The organism is Pedobacter kyonggii (assembly GCF_004310665.1).
In the GTDB taxonomy this organism is placed as follows: Bacteria; Bacteroidota; Bacteroidia; order Sphingobacteriales; family Sphingobacteriaceae; genus Pedobacter; species Pedobacter kyonggii.
Genome location: NZ_SIXF01000001.1, coordinates 456,543 through 482,009 on the forward strand (window position 1 = coordinate 456,543; position 25,467 = coordinate 482,009).

Genomic DNA, 25,467 nt, shown 5'->3' on the forward strand with positions numbered 1-25,467 from the left:
ATGATGATGAAAAATTTACTTATTGCGGTATTGTTGCTATTTTGCTTTGCCAACAATTCGGCATTTGCACAAACAACGCAGGCATCAATTTCCGGCATTGTAACGGATGAACAAAAGAAGCCCATACCTGGAGTTTCTATCCAAATCAGAAACAATTCAACAGGTTTTACCACCAGAACCTCAACCAATGCCCAGGGCGAGTATACATTTAAAGAGCTTCCATTGGGTGGACCCTACACTGTTAAAGCCATTTATATAGGCTATGCAGAGCAAAATAGAACAGGTTACATGTTAAACCAAGGCGATGCAGTAAGGGTTGCCATTAACATGCAGGAGACTGCTCAAAACCTCGATGGCGTAGAAATTAACGGATCTTCGTTAAGAAATAAAGCGCAACAGTTTGGCGCATCTACCGAGATTTCATCAAAAACGATGAACTTATTACCAGTAAACGGTCGTAATTTCTCGAGCTTAACAGATTTATCTCCTTTGTCTGGCCCTGGCGGTATATCTGGTCAGCTGGGTTCTTCTACCAACTTTACTATTGATGGTATGACGGCAAAAAACCCGACATCTGCTGGTAGTACAACTAGCCGAAGCGGTGCACCCTATTCCATCTCTATCGAAAGTGTTCGGGAGTTTAAAGTAGTTACCAACCAATATGATGTAAGTTTAGGCCGTGCCGGTGGTGGTACCATCAGTGCCGTAACAAAATCGGGTACCAACCAGGTTACCGGTAGCGCATTTGCTTACAACAGGGCCGATTTTTTGGCAAGTACTTACGATATAAGGGGTAATAAAAGGGTTAACGATTTCTCTACCTACCAGTATGGTTTTAGCTTAGGCGGTCCGATTATAAAGGATAAATTGCACTATTTTGCAGCATGGGATCACCAGAGAGATTCTCGTCCGTTAATTATTGCCGATATCAATTCATCAGCAGATGAAGCCCGTTTTAATGTTACCAATACTACTTTAAACAACTTTTTGGCCATTGCACGCAACAAATATGGCGTAGCAAACACACCTCAGTTTGGTTCTTTCGATAAGAAGAGAGGAACTGATGCCGGTTTCTTACGCTTGGATTGGCAGATTGATGATAAAAATTTATTAACCGTCAGAGATAACTATACCAACGACAGAAATCCGTTAGGATTAGCTGACAATACGGCCATCAACTTTTATGAAAGTTATGGAAATGATAAAAACGTGGATAATAGCTTATTGGCTACCTTACGATCAACAATCAGCAGCAAAGTTACCAATGAATTAAAGTTACAGCATTTGTACACCTACCAGGCCAGTACGCAAAATGATGAACTAGGTTTTGCTATACCAAGAGCGGTTGTTTCTAATTTACAATCTACTACCCCAACTGGCAGTTTATTAACAGCTGTTCAAATTGGTGGTCACCGCTTTGGACAAGAAGATTTTACCAATAACGTGTTGCAATTGGTAGATAATTTTTATTATAACACAGATAAAATTAAATATACTTTTGGTGTAGATATCATGTACACCCATGCAAAATCATTGTATGGCAGTGAAGTAAATGGTCGTTTTACTTTTAACAGATCAGGCACAGGAGCAACCGATGCAACCGCTCTACAAAACTTCGATAATTTAACACCAATCAGTTATTACAGAGAAGTTCCTTTAGTTGCTGATCCAACTGTTGTAGGCAAGTTATGGAATACAGCACTTTACGGCCAAATGCAAACTAAATTGGGTAAAGGTTTAGATTTTACAGGTGGTTTACGTTTAGATTATAGCAAGTACCCAACCTCACCATTAAATCAGCAATTATTTGATGCCATAGGTGTAAGAACAGATCATAAATTAAAGCAGTTTTTAATTCAGCCTCGTATCCAGTTTAATTGGGATGTGAATGAAAAACATACTGATTACGTTCGCTTAGGCGCCGGAATTTTTGGATCAGATGTAAACAATTATGTAATCATTAACAACTTAACATTTGATGGTAAACACTTGGCTACAGTTGACGTTACTGGTACAGGTGTACCAACTCCAGATTTTATTGGTTACAGAAATGGAACTGTTACAGCACCAACGCTACCAGCATTACAAATCCCTACCATAAATACTTATGCTGATGATGCCAAAGTACCAGTAGTGTATAAAGCTAACTTATCTTATAACAAATTAATAAATGATAGAATAAGGGTGGGTATTACGGGTTATGCAACTTTAGCACGTAATAACTACATGTATGTTGATAGAAATATGGTTGTCGATCCTTTCTTCAGATTATCGAACGAAGGAAACAGAGGAGTTTATGTGCCTGCAAACAGTATCATTACAGGTAATGGAACTACAGATTGGAAAAGAGGTCGTTTAACTAATCAGTTTGGTAGAGTATTAGAGATGAACAGCAAAGGCAAGGTAAATCAATTTGCGGTAGTTGTAGATGGTACCTGGAGATACTTTAAAGATGGAGAAATTTCGGCTAGTTTTACCTGGAATGATACAAAAGATAACACATCGTTCAATGGTAACGTAGCTAACTCAGCAACATTATCTTTACCTGTTGTTGATGATCCACGCGATTTAAGCAGAATGACTTACTCAAATGGTCAATTTAGAAACAAAGTTGTAGTTTACGGAACATTACCATCATTCCATGGTATTATAGCCGGTATTCGATATTCGGGCATTGGTGGTACCAGATATAGTTTACTATCTGGTGGAAATACCAATGGTGATTTCGTGGCAACAAATGATTTAGCCTACATCTTCAGCAGATCAAATGCCAATGTACCAGCTGCCCTTAGAACTGCTTTACAAACCTTATTGGATAATGGTGCTGCAAGCCAAAGTTTGAAAGATTATATCACTAAGTATGAAGGTACATTTGCTGAGCGCAATGGTGGTATAAATGGTTTTTATGGTACAATTGATTTAAGATTAGCTTATCAGATTAAATTCGGACGTGGTAAAAAACAAAGCATTGAAATTTCTGGCGATTTGTTTAACGTAGCAAACTTATTTAAGAAAACGTGGGGTACTACGGAAACTTTAGGTACACAGGCATTATATGCTGTTACAGGCTTTGACGCTGCAACTTCTAATTACAATTACCGCGTAAACAATACTGGTATTGTAACACCAACCGGAAACCCTTGGCAGGCACAAATCGGTTTACGTTACGGATTTTAACCTTTACTTAGCTAACTTTCTTAGCTTAAAGTCATAAAAAAGGGGAATGGATTTTAATCCGTTCCCTTTTTTTATGTTTGCATTAACAAACAGCAAAACTTAATGGGATTATTACTTGACTACCTGAAACACCACAAGTGGATTGTGGCCTTAGCGCTATTGCTGGCAGGCATAAATATTGGTTTTTCACTTTTAGATCCATATATCACCGGAAGAATTTTAGACCGCTTTATCAATAAAAAAGATTCGTTAACCTACAACCAGTACCTTTGGGGCTCATTGGGTTTAATTGGCCTCGCTATTGGCGCAGCTATGGTTTCGCGTATCGCTAAAAACTTTCAGGATTATTTCACCAGTGTGATCGTTCAAAAAGTTGGCGCAAAAATGTATGCTGATGGTTTGCAACATTCTTTAAAATTGCCTTATCAGGTTTTCGAAGATCAACGTAGCGGAGAAACCCTGGGTATTTTACAAAAAGTACGATTAGATTCGGAGAAGTTTATCACCGCCTTTATCAGCATCCTTTTTGTAAGTTTAATCGGAATGATTTTCGTTATCGTGTATTCGGTTTCGGTAAGCTACAAAGTTACCTTAGTTTATTTTTCAGCTATCCCGATCATCAGTTTTGTAAGCTGGTTTTTAAGCCGAAAAATCAAAACTATCCAACGCTCTATCGTTGGCGAAACCACAGCTTTGGCAGGCTCTACAACCGAATCGTTAAGAAACATCGAGCTGGTTAAGAGTTTAGGTTTGGCCGATCAGGAAATTGACCGACTGAATAAAACCACTTACAAAATTCTCGGCTTAGAACTTAAAAAAGTGAAATATGTACGCAGTATGAGTTTTGTTCAGGGTACTACCGTTAACCTGGTGCGTAGCACAATGGTGTTGGTTTTACTGTTGCTTATTTTCGATAATTCCATTACTGCCGGACAGTATTTTTCATTCCTTTTTTACTCATTCTTCCTTTTCGGACCACTACAGGAGTTGGGCAATGTGATTTTAACCTGGCGTGAGGCAGAAGTTTCGTTAGGTAACTTTAAAAAGATACTAAGTACCCCTGTTGATAAAAAACCTGAAAACCCAACTTCGATTGCAAAAATTAAAGATTTAACCTTTAGCAATGTGGGGTTCAAACACCTAACAGCCAATAGAAATGCTTTAGATAATATTTCGTTTAAAACCCATCACGGGCAAACCATTGCATTTGTTGGTCCATCAGGTTCTGGAAAAAGCACACTGGTGAAATTATTGGTGGGTTTATATCCGGCAAAAGATGGTGAGATTTTATATAATGGCATTCCAAGTAACGATATCGATCTTGATGCTTTACGTGAGAAAATCGGTTTCGTAACGCAAGATACACAGTTATTCTCGGGTACAATAAGAGAAAACCTGTTGTTTGTTAACCCCAACGCAACCGATGAAGAATGTTATAAAGTATTAAACCAGGCTGCCTGTCAAACGCTTTTGGCCCGTGCCGACAAAGGCTTAGATTCGTTAATTGGCGAAGGTGGGGTTAAGGTTTCTGGTGGCGAGAAACAACGTTTATCAATTGCAAGAGCATTACTTCGTCAGCCAGATATTTTAGTTTTTGATGAGGCTACCTCATCGCTAGATTCGATTACAGAGGAAGAGATAACCAAAACCATCCGTTCGGTTTCAAATTTAACTGATCACATTACCATTTTGATTGCCCACCGTTTATCGACCATAAAACATGCTGATAAAATTTATGTGCTGGAGAAAGGCCATATCATTGAGCAAGGAAGGCATGAAGAGCTAATTGCACAAAATGGTTTATATCAAGCCATGTGGCGCCAACAAATTGGCGAAAGAGTTGTTGAAGCTTAAGGAACAATATCTTTATTATGTTACTAGCACAAGTAGAAAGCAACCAGATTGCAATTATCATTATTATAGCAGCCGTATTATGGCTAGCCTTAATATTAACAGCATTGTACCATATATCAAGAAACAATAGCATCGGTTTCTCGGTAAAAGTACTTTGGTTTATCATTATCCTTCTTGCCCCTTTTTTAGGTTCCATTATTTATCTAATCTGGGGTAAGAATAAGAAGTTTTAATTTTCGCCATGGTCCGTGTCCTCACGGGCCATTTTTTGCTTTTCACCACCAAGAAACAAAAACACAATAAATATTTAAATTCCAGAGTTGTCAACTTTCTAGCAAACTGACTGTTAAAGTTGTCAACTCTACACCGGGAATCGCCATCCTGATTTTATTTCTATCGCCATGGTTCGTGTCCTCACGAACCATTTTTTGTATTTCATCACCAAGACGCAAAGGCACAATAGTACTTAATTATCATTAAATTTCAGAGTTGTCAACTTTCCAGCAAACTGGCTATTAAAGTTGACAACTCTTTTAGTAACTAAGCAGCCTTGCTGGTTTGTTCATTAATATCCTGCAAACTTAGTTTCGTTAAAGATTTAGTTTTTAACCATGTAATTCCAGCAATTGCCAATGTCATCGTTCCACCAAAAACTACCGATGGGATAGTACGCATTAACTTTGCTGTAAGGCCCGATTCGAAAGCTCCGATTTCGTTTGACGACCCAATAAACATGCTGTTTACTGCCGATACACGTCCGCGCATTTCGTCGGGTGTTAACAATTGCATAATGGTTGATCTGATGATTACACTTACGCTATCAAAAGAGCCTTCTAAAAAGAGAAAGAAGAGCGTTAAGTAGAAATTTTTAGATAAACTCCAGCAGATGATACTTAAGCCAAAACCGGTTACGGCGATCAATAAATTTCGCCATGGTTTGTTCATAGGCGAAAAACGCGTCATAGCAAGCATGGTAAAAACAGATCCTGCAGAAACAGCGGCCCGCATAAACCCTAAACCCTCGGGGCCAACTTTTAATATATCATTTGCAAACACGGGCAATATGGCTACCGCACCACCAAAAAACACCGAAAACAGATCCAAACTCATTGCCCAAACCATCATTTTGGTTTTAAACACAAAATTTATTCCTTTAAGCAAACTTTCTTTAATATTTTCTTTGGGCACAAACTGCGGAGGGTGTACTTTTAAAAAGAAAATACAGATAAGGGCTATAAATACAAAAGAAATAATTACGATATAAGTGATGGTAATACCGAAGAAACCATAAGTTATTCCCCCTATTGCCGGCCCTAAAATAGAAGCCATCTGCCAGCTCGAACTGCTCCAGGTACTCGCATTTGGATAAAGGTTTTTTGGTAAAATCTGAGCCATTAAAGAGAATGTAGCCGGACCGAAAAACCCTCTTGATATCCCCATCCCAAATACGAGTACATACATAATTAAGGCAATTAGATTAACCTTAAAATTAAACAGGGTAAAAATAATATCGAATTGCCTAAGGTTAAATTGCGGTAATGTTACCAGCAGCATAATAAGGGTACAAAGAAATACGCCTCCAAATACTTTGAGCAATAAACCCCTTTTTTCGCTTTTATCTGCAACATAACCTCCGTATAATGCAATCCCTATCGCAGGAATAGCCTCACACAGGCCTACAAACCCTAAGGCCATTGGATCTTTTGTTACATGATAAATATAAATCCCAAGCACTACTGCCTGCATTTGATAGGCAAATGTGAAGAAAAAACGCATGCCTAAATAAGAGCGGAACTCCCTAAAGCGCAATGCGGCGTAAGGATCTGGTTTTACAATAACGGAGTTGAGGTCTGAATCTGCCACAGAAAAAATTTATTTGCAAAACTACGCTTTGAAAATTAAATACGGGAATGGCCAAAGGCTTAAGCTCACCTGTTTTTCTATTTAAAAGTAAAAATATCCGATCGGCCAGCTCCAGAAATTATTACATAAAAAACCCGATGAATAATATTATCCATCGGGTATCTGGAAATGGTTAGCTTAGTAACCGGGGTTTTGCTCCAGCAAATTATTTTTGTTTACTTCATCACGGCTAAATGGCCTGAAATAAAGTTTATCGTTCCAGCTCCTGTTCTCTTGTGCATTCTCTTCCACCGGACTATAAGTATAATCGTATACAGTATTATCATAATGGTAAGGGGCAGACATCGTTTTGCCTGGTTTAAATTTACCAGTAACCTTAATATAAGTGGTTTTTCTGCCCAATGTTTCACCAGCGATTAACCACCTGCGGGTATCATGATAACGTTGTTCTTCGTAAGCCATTTCTATGCGGCGTTCGTGACGGTAAACCGCTCTAAGGCCAGCCTGATCTGTTGCTGTAACAGCAGGCATACCTGCCCTGAAACGGATTTTATTTAACCAGTTTGTAGCATTGCCCAGTTCGCCAAGCTCAATACTCGCTTCGATATAATTAAATACTGCTTCGGTATACCTAAAGAAAGGCCAAGGCACATTCTGCGACATCGAGGCATCTACAATACTTGGATCTGGATCGATAAATTTATGGTAGTAATAGCCTGTCCAGCTGCCGTTCCAGTTTTCGATAGAACTTGCACGTGTATCTAAACCTCTAAAGTCAATCCTCGTAGTGTTATCCATTAAATCGTATACACCAGTTTGGATTTGACTGGCTGGATCAACATTACCCGAAGCTTTATCGCGGGGTTTCCAACCAGCACCATCATATAAAACAGTAGCGTAAAAGCGTGGATCCCTATTTTGGTAAGGACTGGCCTTTTGTGCTGAGTTTGCCCAACTAAACTTTGTACCATCTAACATTTCATAATCATCAACCAATAAGCCTATTGGTGTATTGCCCGCCCAGTTGTGGTAACCGTTTGGACCATTCTGTTGTGCATGTTTGATGTTGTTTTGAATAATAAAATAACGTGCAAAAATTAATTCTGAAGCTGCACTAGCATCTACACCAGGCGCTTTACTGGCTCCGCCCATAGCAATGCTTTTATAATTTAACTGCCCATTGGCTGAAGTAGCTGGTGCCGTAAGATCAAGTTTATAGCCCGTACTTAAATCCATAACTGCTTTTGCTGCTGTTTGGGCTAATCTATACCGATCTGCCTGATTGCCACTTGCATAACTTAAGAAATCTAATTTTTGAGTGGCGATTCCGCTAACTTTTGTTGTAAGTTTTGCCCTGTCATGCAAATCGCTTGCTGCATAAATCAATACCCTCGATTTTAACGCTAAGGCTGCAAGTGCAGTAGTGCGCCCCTTTTCCATGGTTTTGCCGGTTAATAATCTATTGGCCTCATCGCAATCTTTTAGAATAAAGTTTACGCACTCCTCATAAGTATTGCGCTTTGCATTATAATTATCGTCTAACACATAAATTTTTGTAATAATAGGCACCGCTCCATAAAAGCGCACCAGTTGTTGATAAAAATAGGCTCTTAAAAAATAGGCCTCGCCCAGCAATTGATCTTTTAACGCTTGGCTGGTAAGTGAATTATCACCGCTGGTTATTTTCTCAATGGTAATGTTGCAGGCCCTGATCCGGTTATACATTTGTTTATAAGCCCAGGTATCGTCTACCCACCCAAGTGTTGAAGGATTAATGGTAGCGTTATTAACAAGATCTATTCCACGGGTAGGATGCGTAAACAAGGCTTCGTCAGAAACAGATGCTAACATCTGTTCAGAAAAGCCGCCGTTACCCAATCCGTTATAGATATCGTTCACAAATGCCTGCGCAGTTGCTGGATCTTTCCATACCGATTCGGCAGGCACCTGTCCAGGTGATTCTACGTTCAAAAAATCCTTTTTACACGCAAATGCAAAAAAGGTAATAAGAACCAATAGATATAAATTTCTATTTTGAATTATTGTTTTCATATTCTTCTTTGTAATTGATAAACAGCTATACATTGTTAAAAAGTGGCTTTAATACCCATATTAATTACCCTAGCTTGTGGATAGTACTGTCCACTTGTATTGGTAGATTCAGGGTCCCATATCTTGATTTTATCAAGCGTTGCCAAATTGAGGCCATTTGCATATACCCTTACACTATTTAACCCAACTTTTTCAACCCACGTGGTTGGCAATGTATAACCTAGCTCTACATTCTTAAGTCTGATGTAGTTATTGCTCCTTAACCAATAGGTATTGTTTAATGCATTATTGCTATCGGTATAATAGGTAGCCCCCCTGTTTGATAAGCGCGGGTTTACCGAACTTGGATTATCGATACTCCAACGGTTCAGGTATGACCATTCCAGGAAGTTACCAATATCTCCAGATTCTGTTAAACCAACAATCTGCATCCCGCCGGTTGCTCCCTGAATAAGCACTGATAAGTCAAATCCTTTGTACTGAACATTAAAATTTACACCGCCTGTAAATGTTGGTGTACCATTTTTATCTAAACGTATTTTATCATCTGCATTAATTTTACCATCGCCGTTAATATCTTTAAATTTCATATCGCCCGGGCGCAGGTTATTGGTAAGTGCACTATAATTAAGTTTATTGGCGCTAATTTCTGCCTGATCTTTAAAAACACCATCATAATCGTAAACCAACCACGAACTAGTTACCCTACCTGTAGAACGCTGCCATTCCGGAGCACCAGGAGTTTCATCCCAGAAGATGATTTTATTTTTGGCGTAGCCACCGTTTACACTCACCCCAAAATTTAAATCGCCAACCTGGTCGTTATAACTTAATTTAAATTCGAAACCTTTGTTGTTTACTTTTCCTAAGTTAACTGGCGGTAAACGATCGGTAATACCCGAACTTTCTGGCACTGAGCTGCCTCTACTGATCAGAATATTTGTCCGCTTATTATAGAAGTAATCGAACTCTAACGACAGTTTATTATTTAAAAAGGATGCATCTAAACCAATATTGGTATTATTTGCTACTTCCCATCCAAAATCAAAATTAGGCACCTTGCCTTCAGTTAAGGTTTTGGTTACCAAATCATTAAAGGTATAAGTGCCAAAGTTCATCAAACTGAGGTATTGATATTCTTGCAAAGCATCTCCGAAATAGGCTTCAGCTCCCATTTGGCCCCATGAAGCCCTTAATTTCAAATTGTTGACAAATTTAACATTGTCTTTGAAAAACGGCTCTTCAGATAAGCGCCAACCTACTGATACCCCAGGGAAGAAACCGAAACGTCTATCTGTTGGAAAGATATAAGATCCATCTACCCGCCACAAAAATTCGGCAAGGTATTTTTCTTTATAATTATAGCCTGCCCTACCAAAATAGCTTAACCGTGCTCTTTTAAATAAATTATTCGGATCACCAGGATTATTGCCTAACGATTGCTCCCTTTCATCACCTGCAAGTAACTCTTGGACAGATGATGATATAAAGTATCTTCTAAATGCGGTAAAACCATCGTTGTTAACTGTTTCGCGTGTTACGCCAGCCATCAAACCAATCGTATGATCACTAATCTTTTTATCATAGTTAACCATTCCTGTTAAGTTTATGGCCAATTGTCCACCTGCAGTTTCCCTAAGCCTTGGATCGGTGTATTGAGAACGCACCGTACCTGCAAGCACTGGTGTTACACCATCGGCTGCAAACGTCTTCTTGTCCCAATCGTAAAGTGTCCAGGGCAATTGCCAGTTTTTTTGCCTGCCAGAATATTTATCTATTGCAGCTGTACCAGTTACCTTTAATCCATCAACACCAGGAATTTTAATTTCTACTTTACCTGTAGTTTGAAAGTAATCTCTAACATCTTTATTAGTTCCCGTTAAATCTGTAGTAGAAACCACCGGATTATAGCCATATTCAATATCCCTACCAGGCAACCCGTTAGGCCATATGGCTATCTCGTTAGGCCTTCCCCGCATTAAGAATCTAAAGATATCACCTGCTGAAACCGTTGGGAAATTACGATCTTCCTCTCTCGCACTTACTCCCAATGTTGTAGTAATATACTTACTTAATTTTGCTTCCAGGTTAAAACGCATATCATACTGCTGATAACCTGTGGCAGAATTTTTATAATAACCATCCTGGTTTAGATAGCCTAGTGAAAGTAAATATTTAACATTCTCACTCCCTCCATTAATCTGAACGTTATGTCTTTGCTGAGGAGACCAATTTTGGAAAGTAGTTTTAAACCAATCAGTATTGGGATACCTTAAAGGATCTGAGCCGTCGCCGAATTTCCGGATTTCATCTGGTTTGTAAGCTGCATTAATCGTTTTACCACCAGTAGACAAATAAGTACCTGTTGTTTTGAAACTATTCCCCGCTGCCGACCATTCATTCGGATTAAGATCAGAGCCGAAAATATTCAGTTCATTTAAAATCTCAGCATATTGAGTGGAATTGGCCATTTTAGGTATGCGTGTAGGCTGTTGTAGGCCATAGCTAAAATCGTAAGAAAATTGTGGTTTCCCCGATTTTCCTAGTTTAGTAGTGATGAGGATAACCCCATTTGCAGCTTGCGAGCCATAAATAGCAGCAGATGCATCTTTTAGCACCGATACACTTTCTATATCGTTCGGATTTAGCCGCTCAATCCCGCCTGCTCGGTTAGGTATTCCATCGATTACAATTAAGGCATTATTATTACCAAGCGAATTTATACCGCGAATCCGGATCGTCGAGCCATCGTATCCCGGCTCCCCGCTTCCTTGCAGTGCCGTAACGCCAGGTAAACGACCAGCCAATGAATTGGTCAAGTTTACTGAAGATGATTTAGCCAGCTCTGTACCTTTAACCGATGCTACGGCACCAGATACGACTGCCTTCTTTTGGGTTCCATACCCTACCACTACTACTTCAGATAAGTTTTGGTTGTTTTCTAATAACCTGACATTAATATTGGTTTGGTTTTTTACCTGAATTTCTTGATCTACATAACCTACATAAGTAAATACTAAAGTAGCATCTTCGGGTACTTTTATGCTAAATTTTCCGGAAGCATCTGTTACGGCAGTTGTAGCACCTCCTTTTAATTTAACACTTACTCCAGGAATCGGACCTTTAGCATCGGTAACCTGTCCCTTCACAATAATATCCTCAAGTGGAGGTCTGTAAAAATCAAAGGGTTCTTTTTCGTGCAATGATGCTTTAGCAGACATGCTGGTAAACGGGGAAAAAACGAGACAACCACCGCAAACAAGAAACATGCTACTTCTGGCAAAAGTCTTCCATAGATTTTTTTTCATAGTTTTCAATTTATTTTGGTTAGATAATAATTGTATTATAATTTAATACTCATAAGTAATATCGAACTGTCATTACACAAATCAATTAAATATGACTTATCGACATAATTGCTTACACCACTTAACATCAAAAAAATTAAGGCTCCCTTCTAATTACGCCAATAAATCATTGTTAACCATATCAAATCGGCTTTAATTAGTTCAAAATTCATTTTTGAGATTAAAAATTACAAGGTACGATGCACCTAATTTTGGACTTGCCGATGCTACAGTTCACATTTGGTTACACGCAAGATAGAAATATTAGGAGTTAAAAAAAAGGGGGTATAATAATAATTATAAGGGGCTGACTCGTAAAAAAACAATTACAAACGACACAAAGTAGCACTAATAATACAGCACTAAATATAATTGCAAAATAGGAGGAGAAGAAGATTATAATAATCAGAAGCATCAAACTCAATACAAAAATTAGCTTATCTTGTCGAAAGAAATGCCTCTTTCTAATTTTTGCAGGTAAGCTTTTAAGATTGCATTTTCGGGCTTTGTCAGCTGCGGATCGTCTTCAAAAAGTGCGATTACGGTGTTACGTGCTTCCGACAAAATAATCTGGTCTTTGGCCAGGTCAGCAAGCTTCAGATCTAAAACGCCGCTTTGCTGAGTTCCAGTAATATCGCCAGGGCCGCGTAACTGTAAATCTATTTCTGATATTTCGAAGCCGTTGTTGGTTCTTACCATTGTTTCCAAACGGATCTTACCTTCTTTACTCAGTTTATTCCCACTCATTAATATACAAAAAGACTGTTCTGCACCACGACCTACCCTGCCGCGCAACTGGTGCAGTTGTGAAAGCCCAAACCGTTCGGCATTTTCAATTACCATTACCGAAGCGTTAGGTACGTTTACGCCTACCTCTATTACGGTAGTGGCTACCATAATCTGGCTTTTACCATCAATAAACTGCTGCATTTCGAACTGTTTATCGGCATTGGGCATTTGCCCATGCACAATACTCATTTGGTAATCTGGCCTTGGAAACTGATAGCTCAACTGCTCAATTCCAGCTTCGAGGTGCAAAAGATCTAATTTTTCGCTTTCCTTAATTAGAGGATAAACAATATAAACCTGCCTGCCTTTAGCAATTTCCTGCTTCATAAAACCGAACATCCTGAGGCGTTGGGCTTCAAAAAGGTGTTTGGTTTCTATAGGTTTTCTGCCGGCAGGTAATTCATCAATAACCGAAACATCAAGATCGCCATATAAGGTCATGGCCAAAGTACGCGGAATTGGCGTAGCGGTCATCACGAGGATGTGGGGGGGAATAATATTTTTCCGCCAAAGCTTAGCGCGTTGCTCCACACCAAAACGATGCTGTTCATCAATCACAACCAGCCCCAAATTCTTAAATTGAACCTTATCTTCAATCAGGGCATGGGTTCCGATCAAAATATCGATTTCTCCATTCTCCAATTGCTCATGCAAAACAGTACGTTCCTTCTTTTTGGTATTTCCTGTAAGGATAGCCACACGCACCAGGTCTTCGGTTACAAGTTCAGTTATAGATGCATAGTGTTGACGGGCCAAAATTTCTGTTGGAGCCATCATACAAGCCTGATAGCCATTGTCATTTGCCAAAAGCATACTCATCAATGCAACCGCAGTTTTACCGCTTCCTACATCGCCCTGAACAAGCCGGTTCATTTGCACACCACGTTGTGTATCTATCCTAATTTCTTTAACCACACGCTTTTGCGCATTGGTTAATTCGAAAGGCAAAAATTCATTATAAAAACGGTTTACTTTTTCGCCCACCTTTTCAAAAGTTACACCTTTAAATTTTAACTGGCGTAAATGTTTATTGTGCAGAAGCTGTAACTGGATGAAGAATAATTCTTCAAATTTAAGACGTCTTTCTGCTGCACTTAAATCCTTGACATTTTTAGGAAAATGAATATTCAGCAAGGCCAATCTTTTATCTGGCAGCTGATACTTATCAATAATGTATTGTGGTAAATTCTCTGGAACCTGAGGGATAATCTGGTCTAACAAGCCAGCGATTAAACGTTGCAAGCCTTTTGAATCGAGATTAAACTTTTTAAGCTTCTCTGTTGAGTTATAAACTGGCTGTAAGGTTAAATTCCCACGCCCCACCTGTTTACGCTGGTACAGCTCCATTTCTGGGTGCGAGATACTGAATGTTCCGTTAAAGATAGTTGGTTTCCCAAAGGCTACGTAAGCGGTGCCAACAGTGATATTGTCATCAACCCATTTTAGGCTCTGAAACCAAACCAATTCCATAATTCCGGTTTCATCCTTAAAAACCGCAATAATACGTTTTGCTCTTTTATCGCCTATTACTTTTTTGCTAATCACACGCCCAATAATCTGGATATATTGCAAATCCGGATTAATCTGGTTAATCTTGAAATATTTTGTACGGTCGATATACCTGAACGGATAGTGGGCAAGCATGTCCTGATAAGTGAACAGGCCGAGGTCCTTTTTCAAAACATCGGCACGGCTTGGTCCAACGCCTTTTAAAAACTCAACAGGTGTATCTAATACCGAATTAAACAAAATATTTTAATGTTTTTTGTAAATAACACTCTTTAGCAACTGTGTGTTAAAAATAACGATCGATAGCAGCAAAAGCAAATAGGCAAAAAATTGGTGCAGATCTATTTTCTCTTTAAAGTAGAAAAATGCAACTGTAAATGCAACTATAGGGTTGAGATAGATCAAAATACCTAAGGCCGACGAAGGCATGCCCAACAGTGCATACGAATTTAAAAAGAGCGGGATAATTGTAAAGACAATGGCAATCAACAATATATGCAACCAAAAGAAGGTTTCTGTAGGAAAAGGCGCAGCGTTAAGAAAATACAACGGCAGCATCATTAATCCTGATAAAATTAATTGAACGCCCAAAAAATTAAACTTATCTACGTCTTTAATTACTTTTAGCACAATAACATATATGGCATAAAAAGATGCGATGATAATGGCCCAAATTACTTCGTGTAACGAGCCTGTTGCCAATAGGATAATGCTTATAAATGCAATGATCAGGGCAATAATTTTAGCCTTTGTTAACTGTTCCTTTAAAATGATAAATCCACAGAGCGCAGTTAACAGTGGGCACACCATATAAGCAAAGGCTGCTGCTTTTAAACTTACGCTATTTACAGCATAAATATAGGTAAACCAGTTTCCCGTAATCAGAAATGACGACACTACGGTAAGCAGCAACAGCCTGGTTTTCTTATGGGGGCTTAATGATTTTAGGAAATTCAAATCATTTTTTAATGCTTCCCTTCTGAATAAAAAAATGGTTGTCCAAACTACGATAATGGAAATAAATATCCTGTAGTATAAAATTTCGTGTGGCGGGAAACCTTTTATGTTACGCAAAGGTATAGACATTGTTCCCCAGATAATGTAAGGAACAATGCCCGCTATAAAATATTTGCTTTTACTATCTGCCAAAATTAGCCTACAATGGCAATTACAGAAATTTCTACATTAACATTTTTAGGTAATACCGAAACCTGAACCGTTTCGCGTGCAGGGAAATCAGCAGTAAAATACTGACCATAAACTTCATTTACCTGAGCAAAGGTACCCATATCGCTTAAGAAGATAGTAGACTTTACAACGTTATCGAAAGTTAAACCTGCTTCAAGCAAAACTGCTTTAAGGTTACGCATTACCTGGTGCGTCTCTTCTTCAATATTACCAATATTTAATTCTCCATTTTCGGGATTAATGGCTACCTGGCCAGATATGAATAAAAAGTTTCCGGCTTGTACAGCCTGGCTATATGGTCCAATTGGAGCTGGAGCATTGGTTGTTTTAATAATTTGTTTCATACAATTTAGGGTTATTTAGCAAGCCATTGGATCAGCTTATAGATGATACCTGCAAGAAAAATTAAGATGGCCAATGCATTTATAAAATGCATAATTTTCAGATTGATATTATTTGGCCTGTTCGGATCCTTTTTTCTAAAGAAGTACATAACACAAACTTAGCTAAAAAGCTTAACACAGAAAATTAAAAGGCACAAAAAAAGTCCTGACTTTCATCAGGACTTTTTTTTAAATCTTATATTGAAATACTAGTTTCTAGCAGTTTCAACACGACGGTTTTGGATACGACCTTCTTCAGTATCGTTAGAAGCAATTGGATTAGCTTCGCCATTACCTTTAGTAGCAACTTGACTAGCGTTAACGCCAGAGTTTACTAAGTAAGTTTTAACAGAGTTAGCTCTGTCTTTAGATAATTTCAAGTTATATGCAGCAGTACCTTCGCTTGAAGCGTAACCGTTTACAGTTACTTTACCACCGTTTTCACGTAACACTGAAGATAATTTATCTAAAGTAGGGTAAGACTCAGTTTTTAAAACTGAAGAGTTGAAATCGAAACCGATTTTTTCGAAACCAGTTACATTTGACGATACTGAATCAACTGGAGCTGGTTTTGGAAGAGGACAACCTGAACCATCAACAGCAGTACCAGCAGGAGTTCCTGGGCATTTATCGAATTGATCAGCAACACCGTCACCGTCAGTATCTTTTTTCAAATCTTCAACAGATTTTTCAACAGCAGAAACACGGTTTTTCAATGCTTCAACTTCTTGACGTAAAGTTGGATCTTTTAACTCATCGTACATAGTAGCTAATGGGTTAGTCCACTCTAAACTTGGTTTAGCAGAAGAACCTAAAGAGAATTCTAAACCAGCATAACCGTAAGAGAATTTATCTTTAGTTGTACCTTTTGCATAAACTCCATCTAAGTTATCAGCATCAACAAAGTTCATTGTGTAACCTAAGTTAAAGTTAACACGCTCAGAAACTTTGAATTTAACACCAGCACCAACTGGAATGTAGAAACCTTTTACGTAATCTTTAGCATCATGTTTGTCATCAGCAGGACCAGTAGCTTTACCTTTCCAATCAATTACTGAACCGTTTGATAAAGTAACTTTTGGAGCATAAGCCATGTAACCAGCACCAGCAGTTAAGAAGAAACCTACTGAGTTCTCACGACGTAAGAAATCGATAGAACCTACGTTTACAACACCACGTAAATCTACAGCATATTGCAATTCAGTTTCGAAATCTTTAACTGATGAAGTAATACCTTCGTTTGTACCTGAAAGTTTACCACGTGTTCCGTTTAATTCTAAACCGAATGAGTGACCTAATTGTTTACGGATATTTAAACCGTAACCTAAGTTAGCATCCCATTTGTTGAAGTCATTAGAACCGCCGATAGCAACAACTGGCATTAAAACACCACCATGTACACCGATAGACCAAGTTCTGTACTGTCCTCTACCACCAAATACCTTGGTAGCAGAAGTTGTTGCAGGTGCATCTTGAGCGACAGCAAGAGAAGCAACTCCTGTTAATGCCACTAAAGAAAGTGCAACACTTTTCTTTAAAGTAGAATAATTCATAATCTTTTTCTTTTTTAAGGGTTAAACAATTTAATTGATTAATTTTTTAGTAATGCCAAAATTAAACAAAATTTTAAATTTTCAAACTTTTATACAAACTCCGTTCCAAACTTCACAGTAATTAATCATTTTATTACATTTGGCCATTGCCCATATAAAAATACCATTTTCATGAAATATCCTACTATTGATCAGTCATTATTTATTTTAAACAGAAAAAAATTCACTAATAACCTAAAAAACAATTCATTAGCCATATTCAACTCAAGCGATGAATTTCCTAGAAGTGGTGATCAGAACTTTATTTTTAAGCAAAACCCTGATTTATTTTATTTATCTGGAATTGATCAAGAACAAACAATATTGCTATTATTTCCTGATTGTCCTAATCCATTGTACAGGGAAGTCCTGTTTTTAAGACAGACCAACGATTACATTAAAGTTTGGGAAGGATACAAATACACTAAAGAGCAGGCTAAAGCTGCATCGGGTATTCAAGAGGTATATTGGCTAGAGGATTTCGACAACATATTGCATAGCATTGTTAACTATGCTGAACATATTTATTTAAATACAAATGAAAATGATAGGTATGCCCATGAAGTTCCTTATCGTGATATCCGTTTCATTGAGAAAATGCGGGCGAAATATCCATTGCATCATTATGAACGTTCGGCACCAATTATGCGAAATTTACGTGCAGTTAAATCGGATGTTGAAGTTGAGCTAACTAAAAAGGCTTCAGCAATAACCCGAGATGCTTTTATCAGGGTATTAAAATTCACCAAGCCCGGTGTTAAAGAATATGAAATTGAAGCGGAGATTATCCACGAATTTATCCGCCAAGGCGGAACAGGCCATGCCTACTCTCCTATTATTGCTTCCGGTCATAACGCAAACATCCTCCACTACAATGATAATAATCAGGAATGTAAAGATGGCGACGTAATACTTTTTGATTTTGGGGCCGAATATGCCAATTATAATGCAGATATGAGCCGCTCCATCCCTGTTAATGGTCGGTTCACCGAAAGACAAAAACAGGTATACAATTCAGTATTGCACGTAATGAAAGAGTCGATTAAATTAATTGGCGAAGGAACCATATGGAATACCTACCACGAACAGGTCGGCGAAATTATGACTGAGCAGCTGGTAAATCTTGGACTTATTTCTGCAACAGACGTGAAGAACCAAACGACAGCGTGGCCAGCTTATAAAAAATATTTTATGCATGGCAATTCACACCATTTAGGCATTGATGTACATGACTTTGCCGGAAGATACACGCCATTTGCAGCAGGCAATATTTTAACTGTTGAACCAGGAATCTATATTCCAGAAGAAGGCCTGGGTATCCGTTTAGAAAATAATATTCTTATCACCGCAAGTGGAAATGTAGATTTAATGGCCGATATCCCATTAGAAGCTGAAGAAATTGAGGATATTATGAATAGTTAATTCAGTTTACAGCTCGCCGTTTTCAGTTAACCGATTTCGACAATTTATAGGTTAACCATTACGGATAAATTCATCAGCAAAACGATAAATATTAAAATCATCTTGCTTTAAGGCTGCCTGAACTTTTTCTAGCAGCCTTTTTTTATCAACACCCCTCATTTTCTCATGCTGAATAAGTCTCCAGGCTTTCTCTGCATACAGAAAAGCCTTTTGGTTATGATCGGCAGTAAGCGGCTTGATTATCCAAGCACATAATTCATCAATACCTGTATTTTTATCGGCCATTGTTTTTAATATTGGGATAGTCTTCGTGCCCTGATGAACAATTTTCTTTAAATTATTGGCAAAAACATCCGCACCTTCTCTATCAGCCTTGTTTATCACAAAGCAATCGGCAATCTCCATCAAACCAGATTTGATATTCTGCACCTCATCACCCGATTCGGGAACCAGCACCACGATGGTTTTATCTGCTAATCCGGCAATTTCTACTTCAGATTGCCCAACACCAACAGTTTCTACAATAATCAGATCAAAATTAGCGGCTTTTAAAACATCAACCATTTCGATAGTTTTCGCCGAAATACCGCCCAGAGCACCCCGTGTAGCCAACGAACGGATAAAAACATTTGGATTGTTAAACTGACCAGCCATACGGATACGATCACCTAGCAAAGAACCAAAATTAAATGGAGAGGTAGGATCTATCGCCAATATAGCAATGCGCATTCCTTTAGCAACAAAATGACCAGCTATTGCATTTACCAAGGTACTTTTACCGGCACCTGGAGGTCCGGTAATGCCTAAAACCGGTACATTAACCCGACTATCCAGATCTCTTAAAATCGAATCAGCTGGTGTAATATTGTTTTCGACAAGGGTTAATGTTCTTGCCAAAACCTTGTAATTACCCGCCTTTACTTCGCTTAAAATGGATAGATGCGTATTCATCAATAAAACTATCTTTGTACAAATAAACAAAAATTATCAGCTACAAAGCATCCCCATAATGAAAGTTACCGGTTTTACCTTTTTAAGAAATGCAATTGTAAACGATTATCCAGCAAAAGAAGCCATACTTTCTGTATTACCCTTGTGTGATGATTTTATAGTTGCACTGGGCAACTCATCTGATGAGACTTCTGAAATGGTTAAAAGCATCGATCCTAAAATCAGGACCATCGATACCGTTTGGGATGACAGCATAAGGGAAGGGGGCCGTGTTTTTGCTGATGAAACCAACAAGGCCTTAGCAGAAATAGGGAAAGATACCGACTGGATGATCTATATTCAGGGTGACGAAGCCATACATGAAGATTATCTCCCCCTGATCAAAAAAGAAATGGAGCTAGCGCTTAACAATAGCAATGTAGAGGCCTTACTTTTAAAATACAAACATTTTTATGCTTCTTACGACTATCTGGCTGAATCCAGACGCTGGTATAGAAGAGAGGTTCGGATTATAAAAAATTTACCAGGGGTAAAATCTTACCGCGACGCGCAAGGCTTCAGAATTAACGACAGAAAACTTAAGGTTAAGCTAATTGATGCTTATATTTATCATTATGGCTGGGTTAAACCACCAAAAGGATTACAAGGTAAAGTGCGGAACTTTAATCAGTTTTATCAAACAGAAGAATGGATTGAAGAGAATTATCCTGTGCAGGAAACCTATGATATGCACAATGCCGATCGTTTAGTTCATTTTAAAGGTAGCCATCCAAAAGTAATGCAGGAAAGAATAGCTGCTGCAAACTGGAAATTTGAAAAAGATTTAACCAAGGAAACTCCAAAAATGAATTTCCGCAGGAGCGTTTTGCAAAAAATTGAAGATTTAACAGGAATGCGTTTGTTCGAATACCGAAATTATAAAATTGTAAAGTAGTCTACAATTTAAATCTGTCTATATTTGCATAATTTTTTTCTTCTAAATACACGATTTAATTAATGGAAAAGCCTAAGGTCTTAGTAACTTTTGATTCGATGAAAGATGCCAATTGTGGCTATTTTTCGTTTGGAAAAGGATTAGGCGACGCATTAATCCAGGAAAACAAAGGAAAGTTTGAATTAAAATTTTATCTTTTCAAACAGACAAAATATCTTTTTAACGGCTTGGTTGATATCATTTATCTTTCGAGATTAGATCGGTTATTTTTTAAGAAAAAAAATGATTTCGAAGTTGTTCATCTCTCTGATCAGACCTGCAGATTACGGCCAAAAAAAGTTAATGCAAAAAAAATAATGACCATTCATGACATGAATAAGGTTCATTTAAAGTTTAGCAAGCCACACAGAATCCAGGTATATCTAAAAAAACTAGGCAAGCTAATAGCACAGTGTGATAAAATTGTATGCATATCGCAATTTGTTGCAAATGATGTGAAACACTATTTCCCTGAGTCAGCAAATAAAATCAGTGTAATTTATAACGGGGCCGATAAATTAATTTCAGATGAAAATCATCAGCCAGCTTTTAAACCTAGAAAGAAATTTCTATTTACCATTGGTTTGCTTTCGGTACAAAAAGGTTTCCACTTGTTACCTGCATTATTAAAAGATAACGATTTTGAACTGGTCATTTCCGGAAGAGAAACACCTCACAAGCAGCGGATTTTAGAGGAAGCAGAAAAACATAATTGTCTAGACAGGGTACACATTACCGGGCCAATTAGTGATGAAGATAAAGCTTGGTACTACAAAAATTGCGATGCTTTTTTATTCCCTTCGGTTGCTGAAGGTTTTGGCCTTCCTGTAATAGAAGGCATGCACTTTGGAAAACCTGTTTTTCTCTCAAAATTCACCTCACTCCCAGAGGTTGGCGGCAACGTGGCTTATTACTTCGACAATTTCGAACCTGAACACATGCAGGAAGTATTTAAAAAAGGAATGAGTGATTTCGCTCAAAATAATCGTGTTCAAGAAGCAATTGCACAAGCAGAAAAATTTTCGTGGGAAATTGCAGCCAACCAGTATCTGAATTTATATCAAGAATGTTTGGAATAACAAAAAGTAAGTTTTAATGGCAAAAATTAACAGGTGTAAAAACATAAGTAAGGTATAGTAACAGCTCCTAACCCTGTATTCTATGACAAGAATCAAATAATTAATACCAGACTATTAACTCACTACATCCCGTAAAATAGCATTCTAAAACCCAAGAATTGTATTTTTAATTATGTTGGGTTTCACGATCTTATTCATATGTATGAAAAACCGTACATTTGCTCGGATTTTATTATATTTTTTTCCCGACCAGGTACTTCCTGGGTTTTGTTATATATACAATACTTAATGAAAACATATTTTCGTTTATTATCATTTGCCAAACCCATCGAAAAGTTTGCCATACCTTATATTATTGCAACATTATTCGCGATAATTTTTAACACTTTTCTATTCACATTGCTGGGTCCATTAATGCAGGCTTTGTTTCTTGGCAAAGCGGTTACGAACATTAAACCTGATAAAGTTACAGGCTCATTAAATTTTCTTGGCAGGTTTAATGATTACATGGATGCCATAATTGCACACGATAAAATACATGCGTTGCAAATTATCTGCGTTGTTATTATTGCAACGGTATTCTTATCTAATTTATTCCGTTATTTTTCTCAGCGTTTTATGGAAGATCTGCGCGTGCATACTTTATTAAACTTAAGGAAAACAGTTTTTAATAACGTTATGAATTTACACGTGGGCTACTTTAATAATGAGCGCAAAGGCGATATCATTTCAAAGGTAGCATCTGATGTGCAGGTGGTTCAGTTTACCGTAACCAATACCCTACAAGTGGTTTTTAAGGAACCTTTACAGCTTATGTTCTTCGTAGGGGTTTTAATCTCCATCTCATTGAAATTAACGTTGTTTTCATTGTTGGTTATCCCAATATCTGGTTTTATTATCAGCAAAATAGTAAAAAGATTAAAACAGCAGGCAACACAATCGCATGAATCTTTTGCAAAGATGATCGGATTTTTAGATGAATCGCTCAGTGGAATAAAGATTATCAAAGCCTTTAATTCTACAGAAAGAATGAAGCAAAAGTTCGATGACGAAAACAAGTTTTATTCGTTTTTGAACAGAAAGATGGCAAGAAGGCAACAGCTTGCTTCCCCAGTTTCGCAAACACTCGGGGTTTTGGTTGTCGTATTTATCTTATTATATGGTGGCACCTTGATTTTAAGCGGAAAGGGAGATCTTGAAGCAGCAGATTTTGTGGTTTACCTGGCAACATTCTCTCAGGTGATGCAACCTATTAAAGCTTTAACCGATTCGTTTAGCGGAATACATTCTGGAATTTCTGCCGGAGAACGTGTTTTAGACTTAATAGACACAAAACCATCGCTCGTTAATCAATCCGATGCCAAAGTGTTGGATGGCTTTAACAATGTCATCAGTATTCAGGATGTATCATTCAACTATGGGGATAAACAAATTCTAAAATCCATCTCTTTTGATATTGAGAAAGGAAAAACACTAGCCTTGGTTGGTCCATCAGGAGGTGGAAAAAGCACATTAATGGATTTAATCCCCCGTTTTCATGATCCGAAATCGGGGGTGATTAAAATTGATGGCCACGATTACAGGGAACTTACTGTAGAAAGCATCAGGGCACAAATGGGAACCGTTAATCAAGAGTCTTTTCTATTTAACGATACCATTTTTAATAACATTGCGTTTGCCAAACCAGATGCTACAATGGAAGAAGTTGTTGCTGCTGCGAAAATTGCAAATGCGCACGATTTTATCGAGAATACAGAAGATGGTTATCAATCTTTTGTCGGCGATAGAGGAAATAAACTCTCAGGAGGACAGAAACAGCGTGTGTGTATTGCAAGGGCCGTATTGGCTAACCCACCAATCATGCTGTTGGATGAGGCCACCTCAGCATTAGATACAGAATCTGAAAAATTAGTTCAGGATGCCTTAAATAATTTAATGAAAAATCGTACCTCAATTGTAATTGCGCACCGCTTAAGTACAATACAACATGCGGATAAAATTGTAGTGATTGATAAAGGTAGTGTTGTAGAAACCGGAAGCCATAGCGAATTAATGACTAAAAATGGCTTGTACAAGCGTTTAATTGATATGCAGGCCTTTAACGACTAGATATTTAGATGAGTAGAGTACTATTTTTTATGCCTGATAATCCGCTAAAAAAAAATGCGGGCAACAGAACCAGGGCTTTAAGCATGTTAAGCTATTTTAAATCAAGGGATTTTGAAATCGATTTTGTAAGCGAATATTTCACTGGGCAATGGAACGAAACAGATATTAAAGCATTTGAGCAAGCAGGCCTGGCCAATAATACTTATGTAATTAAAAAAAAACCATCTAAAAAGAACATATTCTATTATCTGCTTTTTTATAAACTGCCTAATTTCTTCTATCAGAATAAGGCCTGGTTCTTTCCGCTTCAATTCCCTGAATTGGTAACCTTAAGATTTAAGAGGGCATTCAAAAAAATTCTAAAAAACAACGATTACGATTACATCTTCATCAACTATGCAAGTTGGGCAACATTGGTAGAAAATAACCGATTCGCAAAAAATGCAATTAAAGTAATTGATACACATGATTTTATAACCGCTCAACTTCAAAAAAAAGTTAATATTGGCCAGGCTTTTAAAGAAGAAATCAGAAGAATTTCTTTATTTGATATTGCATTAGCCATTTCTGTCGAAGAACAGTATATCTTTAGTCAATTCTGTAAAAACAAGATTGTGTTAGCGCCAATGATGCTTGATAAACCCCAAAATCTTCATGATATTAATGAAAAGTCGTTTGATCTGATATATGTCGCTAGTGATAATGTACATAATCAAAAAGCTGCCAAATGGTTTTTTAAGGATGTGTATCCGTTATTACCAACCAGCGTGCAGATATGCGTCATTGGACAGATAAACGAGCATCTTTCAATAAAGGCGCCGAACATTGTTTCCGTAAACTTTGCCGAAGATTTATCAATCTATTACCAAAATGCTAAAGTATCGCTATGCCCTATGCTTACGGGCACCGGAACCAAGATAAAAGTAGTAGAAGCGCTATCTTATGGCTTACCGATCGTTTGTAATGCCCGTGGGATCGATGGGCTGATCAACAAGACCGACAATGGCTGTTTGGTTAGTGATGATCCCGTTGAATTCGGAAATAACATAATGAAACTATTAACAGACGAATCGGAATATAAAAAACAGGCCGAAAATGCCTTTGCTGCTTTTAGTATTAATTATGAAAAAGAACGTTGTTACAAAAATCTTGATACTGTTTTTGAAATAGTTTAATCTC

Annotated in this window: 17 protein-coding genes; 8 read left to right on the top strand and 9 right to left on the bottom strand. The window is 37.8% G+C overall.

All coding sequences use genetic code 11. The features are described from left to right. The first annotated feature begins 6 nt into the window (after positions 1 to 6). The 3 genes from EYS08_RS02075 (at position 7) to EYS08_RS02085 (ending at position 5,264) form a co-directional block, all read left to right on the top strand. A complete protein-coding gene (locus EYS08_RS02075; protein ID WP_244215832.1) occupies positions 7 to 3,177 on the top strand; it encodes a TonB-dependent receptor in 3,171 nt (1,056 codons plus the stop codon). A 102-nt stretch (positions 3,178 to 3,279) separates the two neighbouring features. Next, positions 3,280 to 5,031 (top strand): ABC transporter ATP-binding protein, encoded by a 1,752-nt coding sequence (locus EYS08_RS02080; RefSeq protein ID WP_131028189.1) that lies wholly within the window; start codon positions 3,280 to 3,282, stop codon positions 5,029 to 5,031. A 17-nt stretch (positions 5,032 to 5,048) separates the two neighbouring features. After that, positions 5,049 to 5,264 (top strand): PLDc N-terminal domain-containing protein, encoded by a 216-nt coding sequence (locus EYS08_RS02085; RefSeq protein ID WP_131028190.1) that lies wholly within the window; start codon positions 5,049 to 5,051, stop codon positions 5,262 to 5,264. A gap of 307 nt (positions 5,265 to 5,571) precedes the next feature. Here the strand turns inward: EYS08_RS02085 and EYS08_RS02090 are convergent, their stop codons facing one another. The 8 genes from EYS08_RS02090 to EYS08_RS02120 all read right to left on the bottom strand — a co-directional run bounded on the left by EYS08_RS02090 (position 5,572) and on the right by EYS08_RS02120 (position 17,715). After that, entirely contained in the window at positions 5,572 to 6,894 is a 1,323-nt protein-coding gene (locus EYS08_RS02090; protein ID WP_244215833.1) for an MFS transporter, read from the bottom strand. Positions 6,895 to 7,071: 177 nt separating this feature from the next. Then, positions 7,072 to 8,865 (bottom strand): RagB/SusD family nutrient uptake outer membrane protein, encoded by a 1,794-nt coding sequence (locus EYS08_RS02095; protein WP_244215834.1) that lies wholly within the window; start codon positions 8,863 to 8,865, stop codon positions 7,072 to 7,074. A gap of 116 nt (positions 8,866 to 8,981) precedes the next feature. Next, entirely contained in the window at positions 8,982 to 12,254 is a 3,273-nt protein-coding gene (locus EYS08_RS02100) for a SusC/RagA family TonB-linked outer membrane protein (RefSeq protein WP_208745765.1), read from the bottom strand. Positions 12,255 to 12,725: 471 nt separating this feature from the next. Then, positions 12,726 to 14,831, bottom strand: a complete 2,106-nt coding sequence (gene recG / locus EYS08_RS02105; RefSeq protein WP_131028193.1) for an ATP-dependent DNA helicase RecG — start codon at positions 14,829 to 14,831, stop codon at positions 12,726 to 12,728. Between the two features lie 6 nt (positions 14,832 to 14,837). Then, the gene (locus EYS08_RS02110) at positions 14,838 to 15,740 is read right to left on the bottom strand and encodes an EamA family transporter (RefSeq protein ID WP_131028194.1); all 903 of its coding nucleotides are present in this window, start codon (positions 15,738 to 15,740) and stop codon (positions 14,838 to 14,840) included. Positions 15,741 to 15,742: 2 nt separating this feature from the next. Then, positions 15,743 to 16,123, bottom strand: a complete 381-nt coding sequence (locus EYS08_RS02115) for a RidA family protein (RefSeq protein ID WP_131028195.1) — start codon at positions 16,121 to 16,123, stop codon at positions 15,743 to 15,745. A gap of 11 nt (positions 16,124 to 16,134) precedes the next feature. Continuing rightward, positions 16,135 to 16,272, bottom strand: coding sequence for a DUF6728 family protein (locus EYS08_RS26515; protein ID WP_317130071.1), 138 nt, complete (start codon positions 16,270 to 16,272; stop codon positions 16,135 to 16,137). A 99-nt stretch (positions 16,273 to 16,371) separates the two neighbouring features. After that, positions 16,372 to 17,715 carry an OmpA family protein gene (locus EYS08_RS02120; protein WP_131028196.1) on the bottom strand — a complete coding sequence of 448 codons (1,344 nt, stop codon included), beginning with the start codon at positions 17,713 to 17,715 and terminating at the stop codon, positions 16,372 to 16,374. Between the two features lie 171 nt (positions 17,716 to 17,886). Here EYS08_RS02120 and EYS08_RS02125 point away from each other — a divergent pair, with 171 nt between their 5' ends. Beyond that, positions 17,887 to 19,176 (top strand): aminopeptidase P family protein, encoded by a 1,290-nt coding sequence (locus EYS08_RS02125; RefSeq protein WP_131028197.1) that lies wholly within the window; start codon positions 17,887 to 17,889, stop codon positions 19,174 to 19,176. Positions 19,177 to 19,227: 51 nt separating this feature from the next. Here the strand turns inward: EYS08_RS02125 and meaB are convergent, their stop codons facing one another. After that, positions 19,228 to 20,127, bottom strand: a complete 900-nt coding sequence (gene meaB / locus EYS08_RS02130) for a methylmalonyl Co-A mutase-associated GTPase MeaB (protein WP_131028198.1) — start codon at positions 20,125 to 20,127, stop codon at positions 19,228 to 19,230. A 58-nt stretch (positions 20,128 to 20,185) separates the two neighbouring features. Between meaB and EYS08_RS02135 the strand changes: the two genes are divergently transcribed. From EYS08_RS02135 to EYS08_RS02150, 4 genes are all read left to right on the top strand, one after another. Next, entirely contained in the window at positions 20,186 to 21,061 is an 876-nt protein-coding gene (locus EYS08_RS02135; RefSeq protein ID WP_131028199.1) for a glycosyltransferase family 2 protein, read from the top strand. Between the two features lie 62 nt (positions 21,062 to 21,123). Next, positions 21,124 to 22,179, top strand: coding sequence for a glycosyltransferase family 4 protein (locus EYS08_RS02140; RefSeq protein WP_131028200.1), 1,056 nt, complete (start codon positions 21,124 to 21,126; stop codon positions 22,177 to 22,179). Positions 22,180 to 22,467: 288 nt separating this feature from the next. After that, positions 22,468 to 24,288: an ABC transporter ATP-binding protein gene (locus EYS08_RS02145; RefSeq protein ID WP_131028201.1), complete on the top strand. Its 1,821-nt coding sequence runs from the start codon at positions 22,468 to 22,470 to the stop codon at positions 24,286 to 24,288. Between the two features lie 8 nt (positions 24,289 to 24,296). Next, entirely contained in the window at positions 24,297 to 25,463 is a 1,167-nt protein-coding gene (locus EYS08_RS02150) for a glycosyltransferase (RefSeq protein ID WP_131028202.1), read from the top strand. The last annotated feature ends 4 nt before the right edge of the window (positions 25,464 to 25,467 follow it).

Excerpts from the sequence above, each read along its gene's own strand:
- EYS08_RS02075 (WP_244215832.1), top strand. The coding sequence starts at position 7 with ATGAAAAATTTACTTATTGCGGTATTGTTGCTATTTTGCTTTGCCAAC.
- EYS08_RS02080 (WP_131028189.1), top strand. The coding sequence starts at position 3,280 with ATGGGATTATTACTTGACTACCTGAAACACCACAAGTGGATTGTGGCC.
- EYS08_RS02085 (WP_131028190.1), top strand. The coding sequence starts at position 5,049 with ATGTTACTAGCACAAGTAGAAAGCAACCAGATTGCAATTATCATTATT.
- EYS08_RS02100 (WP_208745765.1), bottom strand. The coding sequence starts at position 12,254 with ATGAAAAAAAATCTATGGAAGACTTTTGCCAGAAGTAGCATGTTTCTT.
- EYS08_RS02115 (WP_131028195.1), bottom strand. The coding sequence starts at position 16,123 with ATGAAACAAATTATTAAAACAACCAATGCTCCAGCTCCAATTGGACCA.
- EYS08_RS26515 (WP_317130071.1), bottom strand. The coding sequence starts at position 16,272 with ATGTACTTCTTTAGAAAAAAGGATCCGAACAGGCCAAATAATATCAAT.
- EYS08_RS02120 (WP_131028196.1), bottom strand. The coding sequence starts at position 17,715 with ATGAATTATTCTACTTTAAAGAAAAGTGTTGCACTTTCTTTAGTGGCA.
- EYS08_RS02125 (WP_131028197.1), top strand. The coding sequence starts at position 17,887 with ATGAAATATCCTACTATTGATCAGTCATTATTTATTTTAAACAGAAAA.
- meaB (WP_131028198.1), bottom strand. The coding sequence starts at position 20,127 with ATGAATACGCATCTATCCATTTTAAGCGAAGTAAAGGCGGGTAATTAC.
- EYS08_RS02135 (WP_131028199.1), top strand. The coding sequence starts at position 20,186 with ATGAAAGTTACCGGTTTTACCTTTTTAAGAAATGCAATTGTAAACGAT.
- EYS08_RS02140 (WP_131028200.1), top strand. The coding sequence starts at position 21,124 with ATGGAAAAGCCTAAGGTCTTAGTAACTTTTGATTCGATGAAAGATGCC.
- EYS08_RS02145 (WP_131028201.1), top strand. The coding sequence starts at position 22,468 with ATGAAAACATATTTTCGTTTATTATCATTTGCCAAACCCATCGAAAAG.
- EYS08_RS02150 (WP_131028202.1), top strand. The coding sequence starts at position 24,297 with ATGAGTAGAGTACTATTTTTTATGCCTGATAATCCGCTAAAAAAAAAT.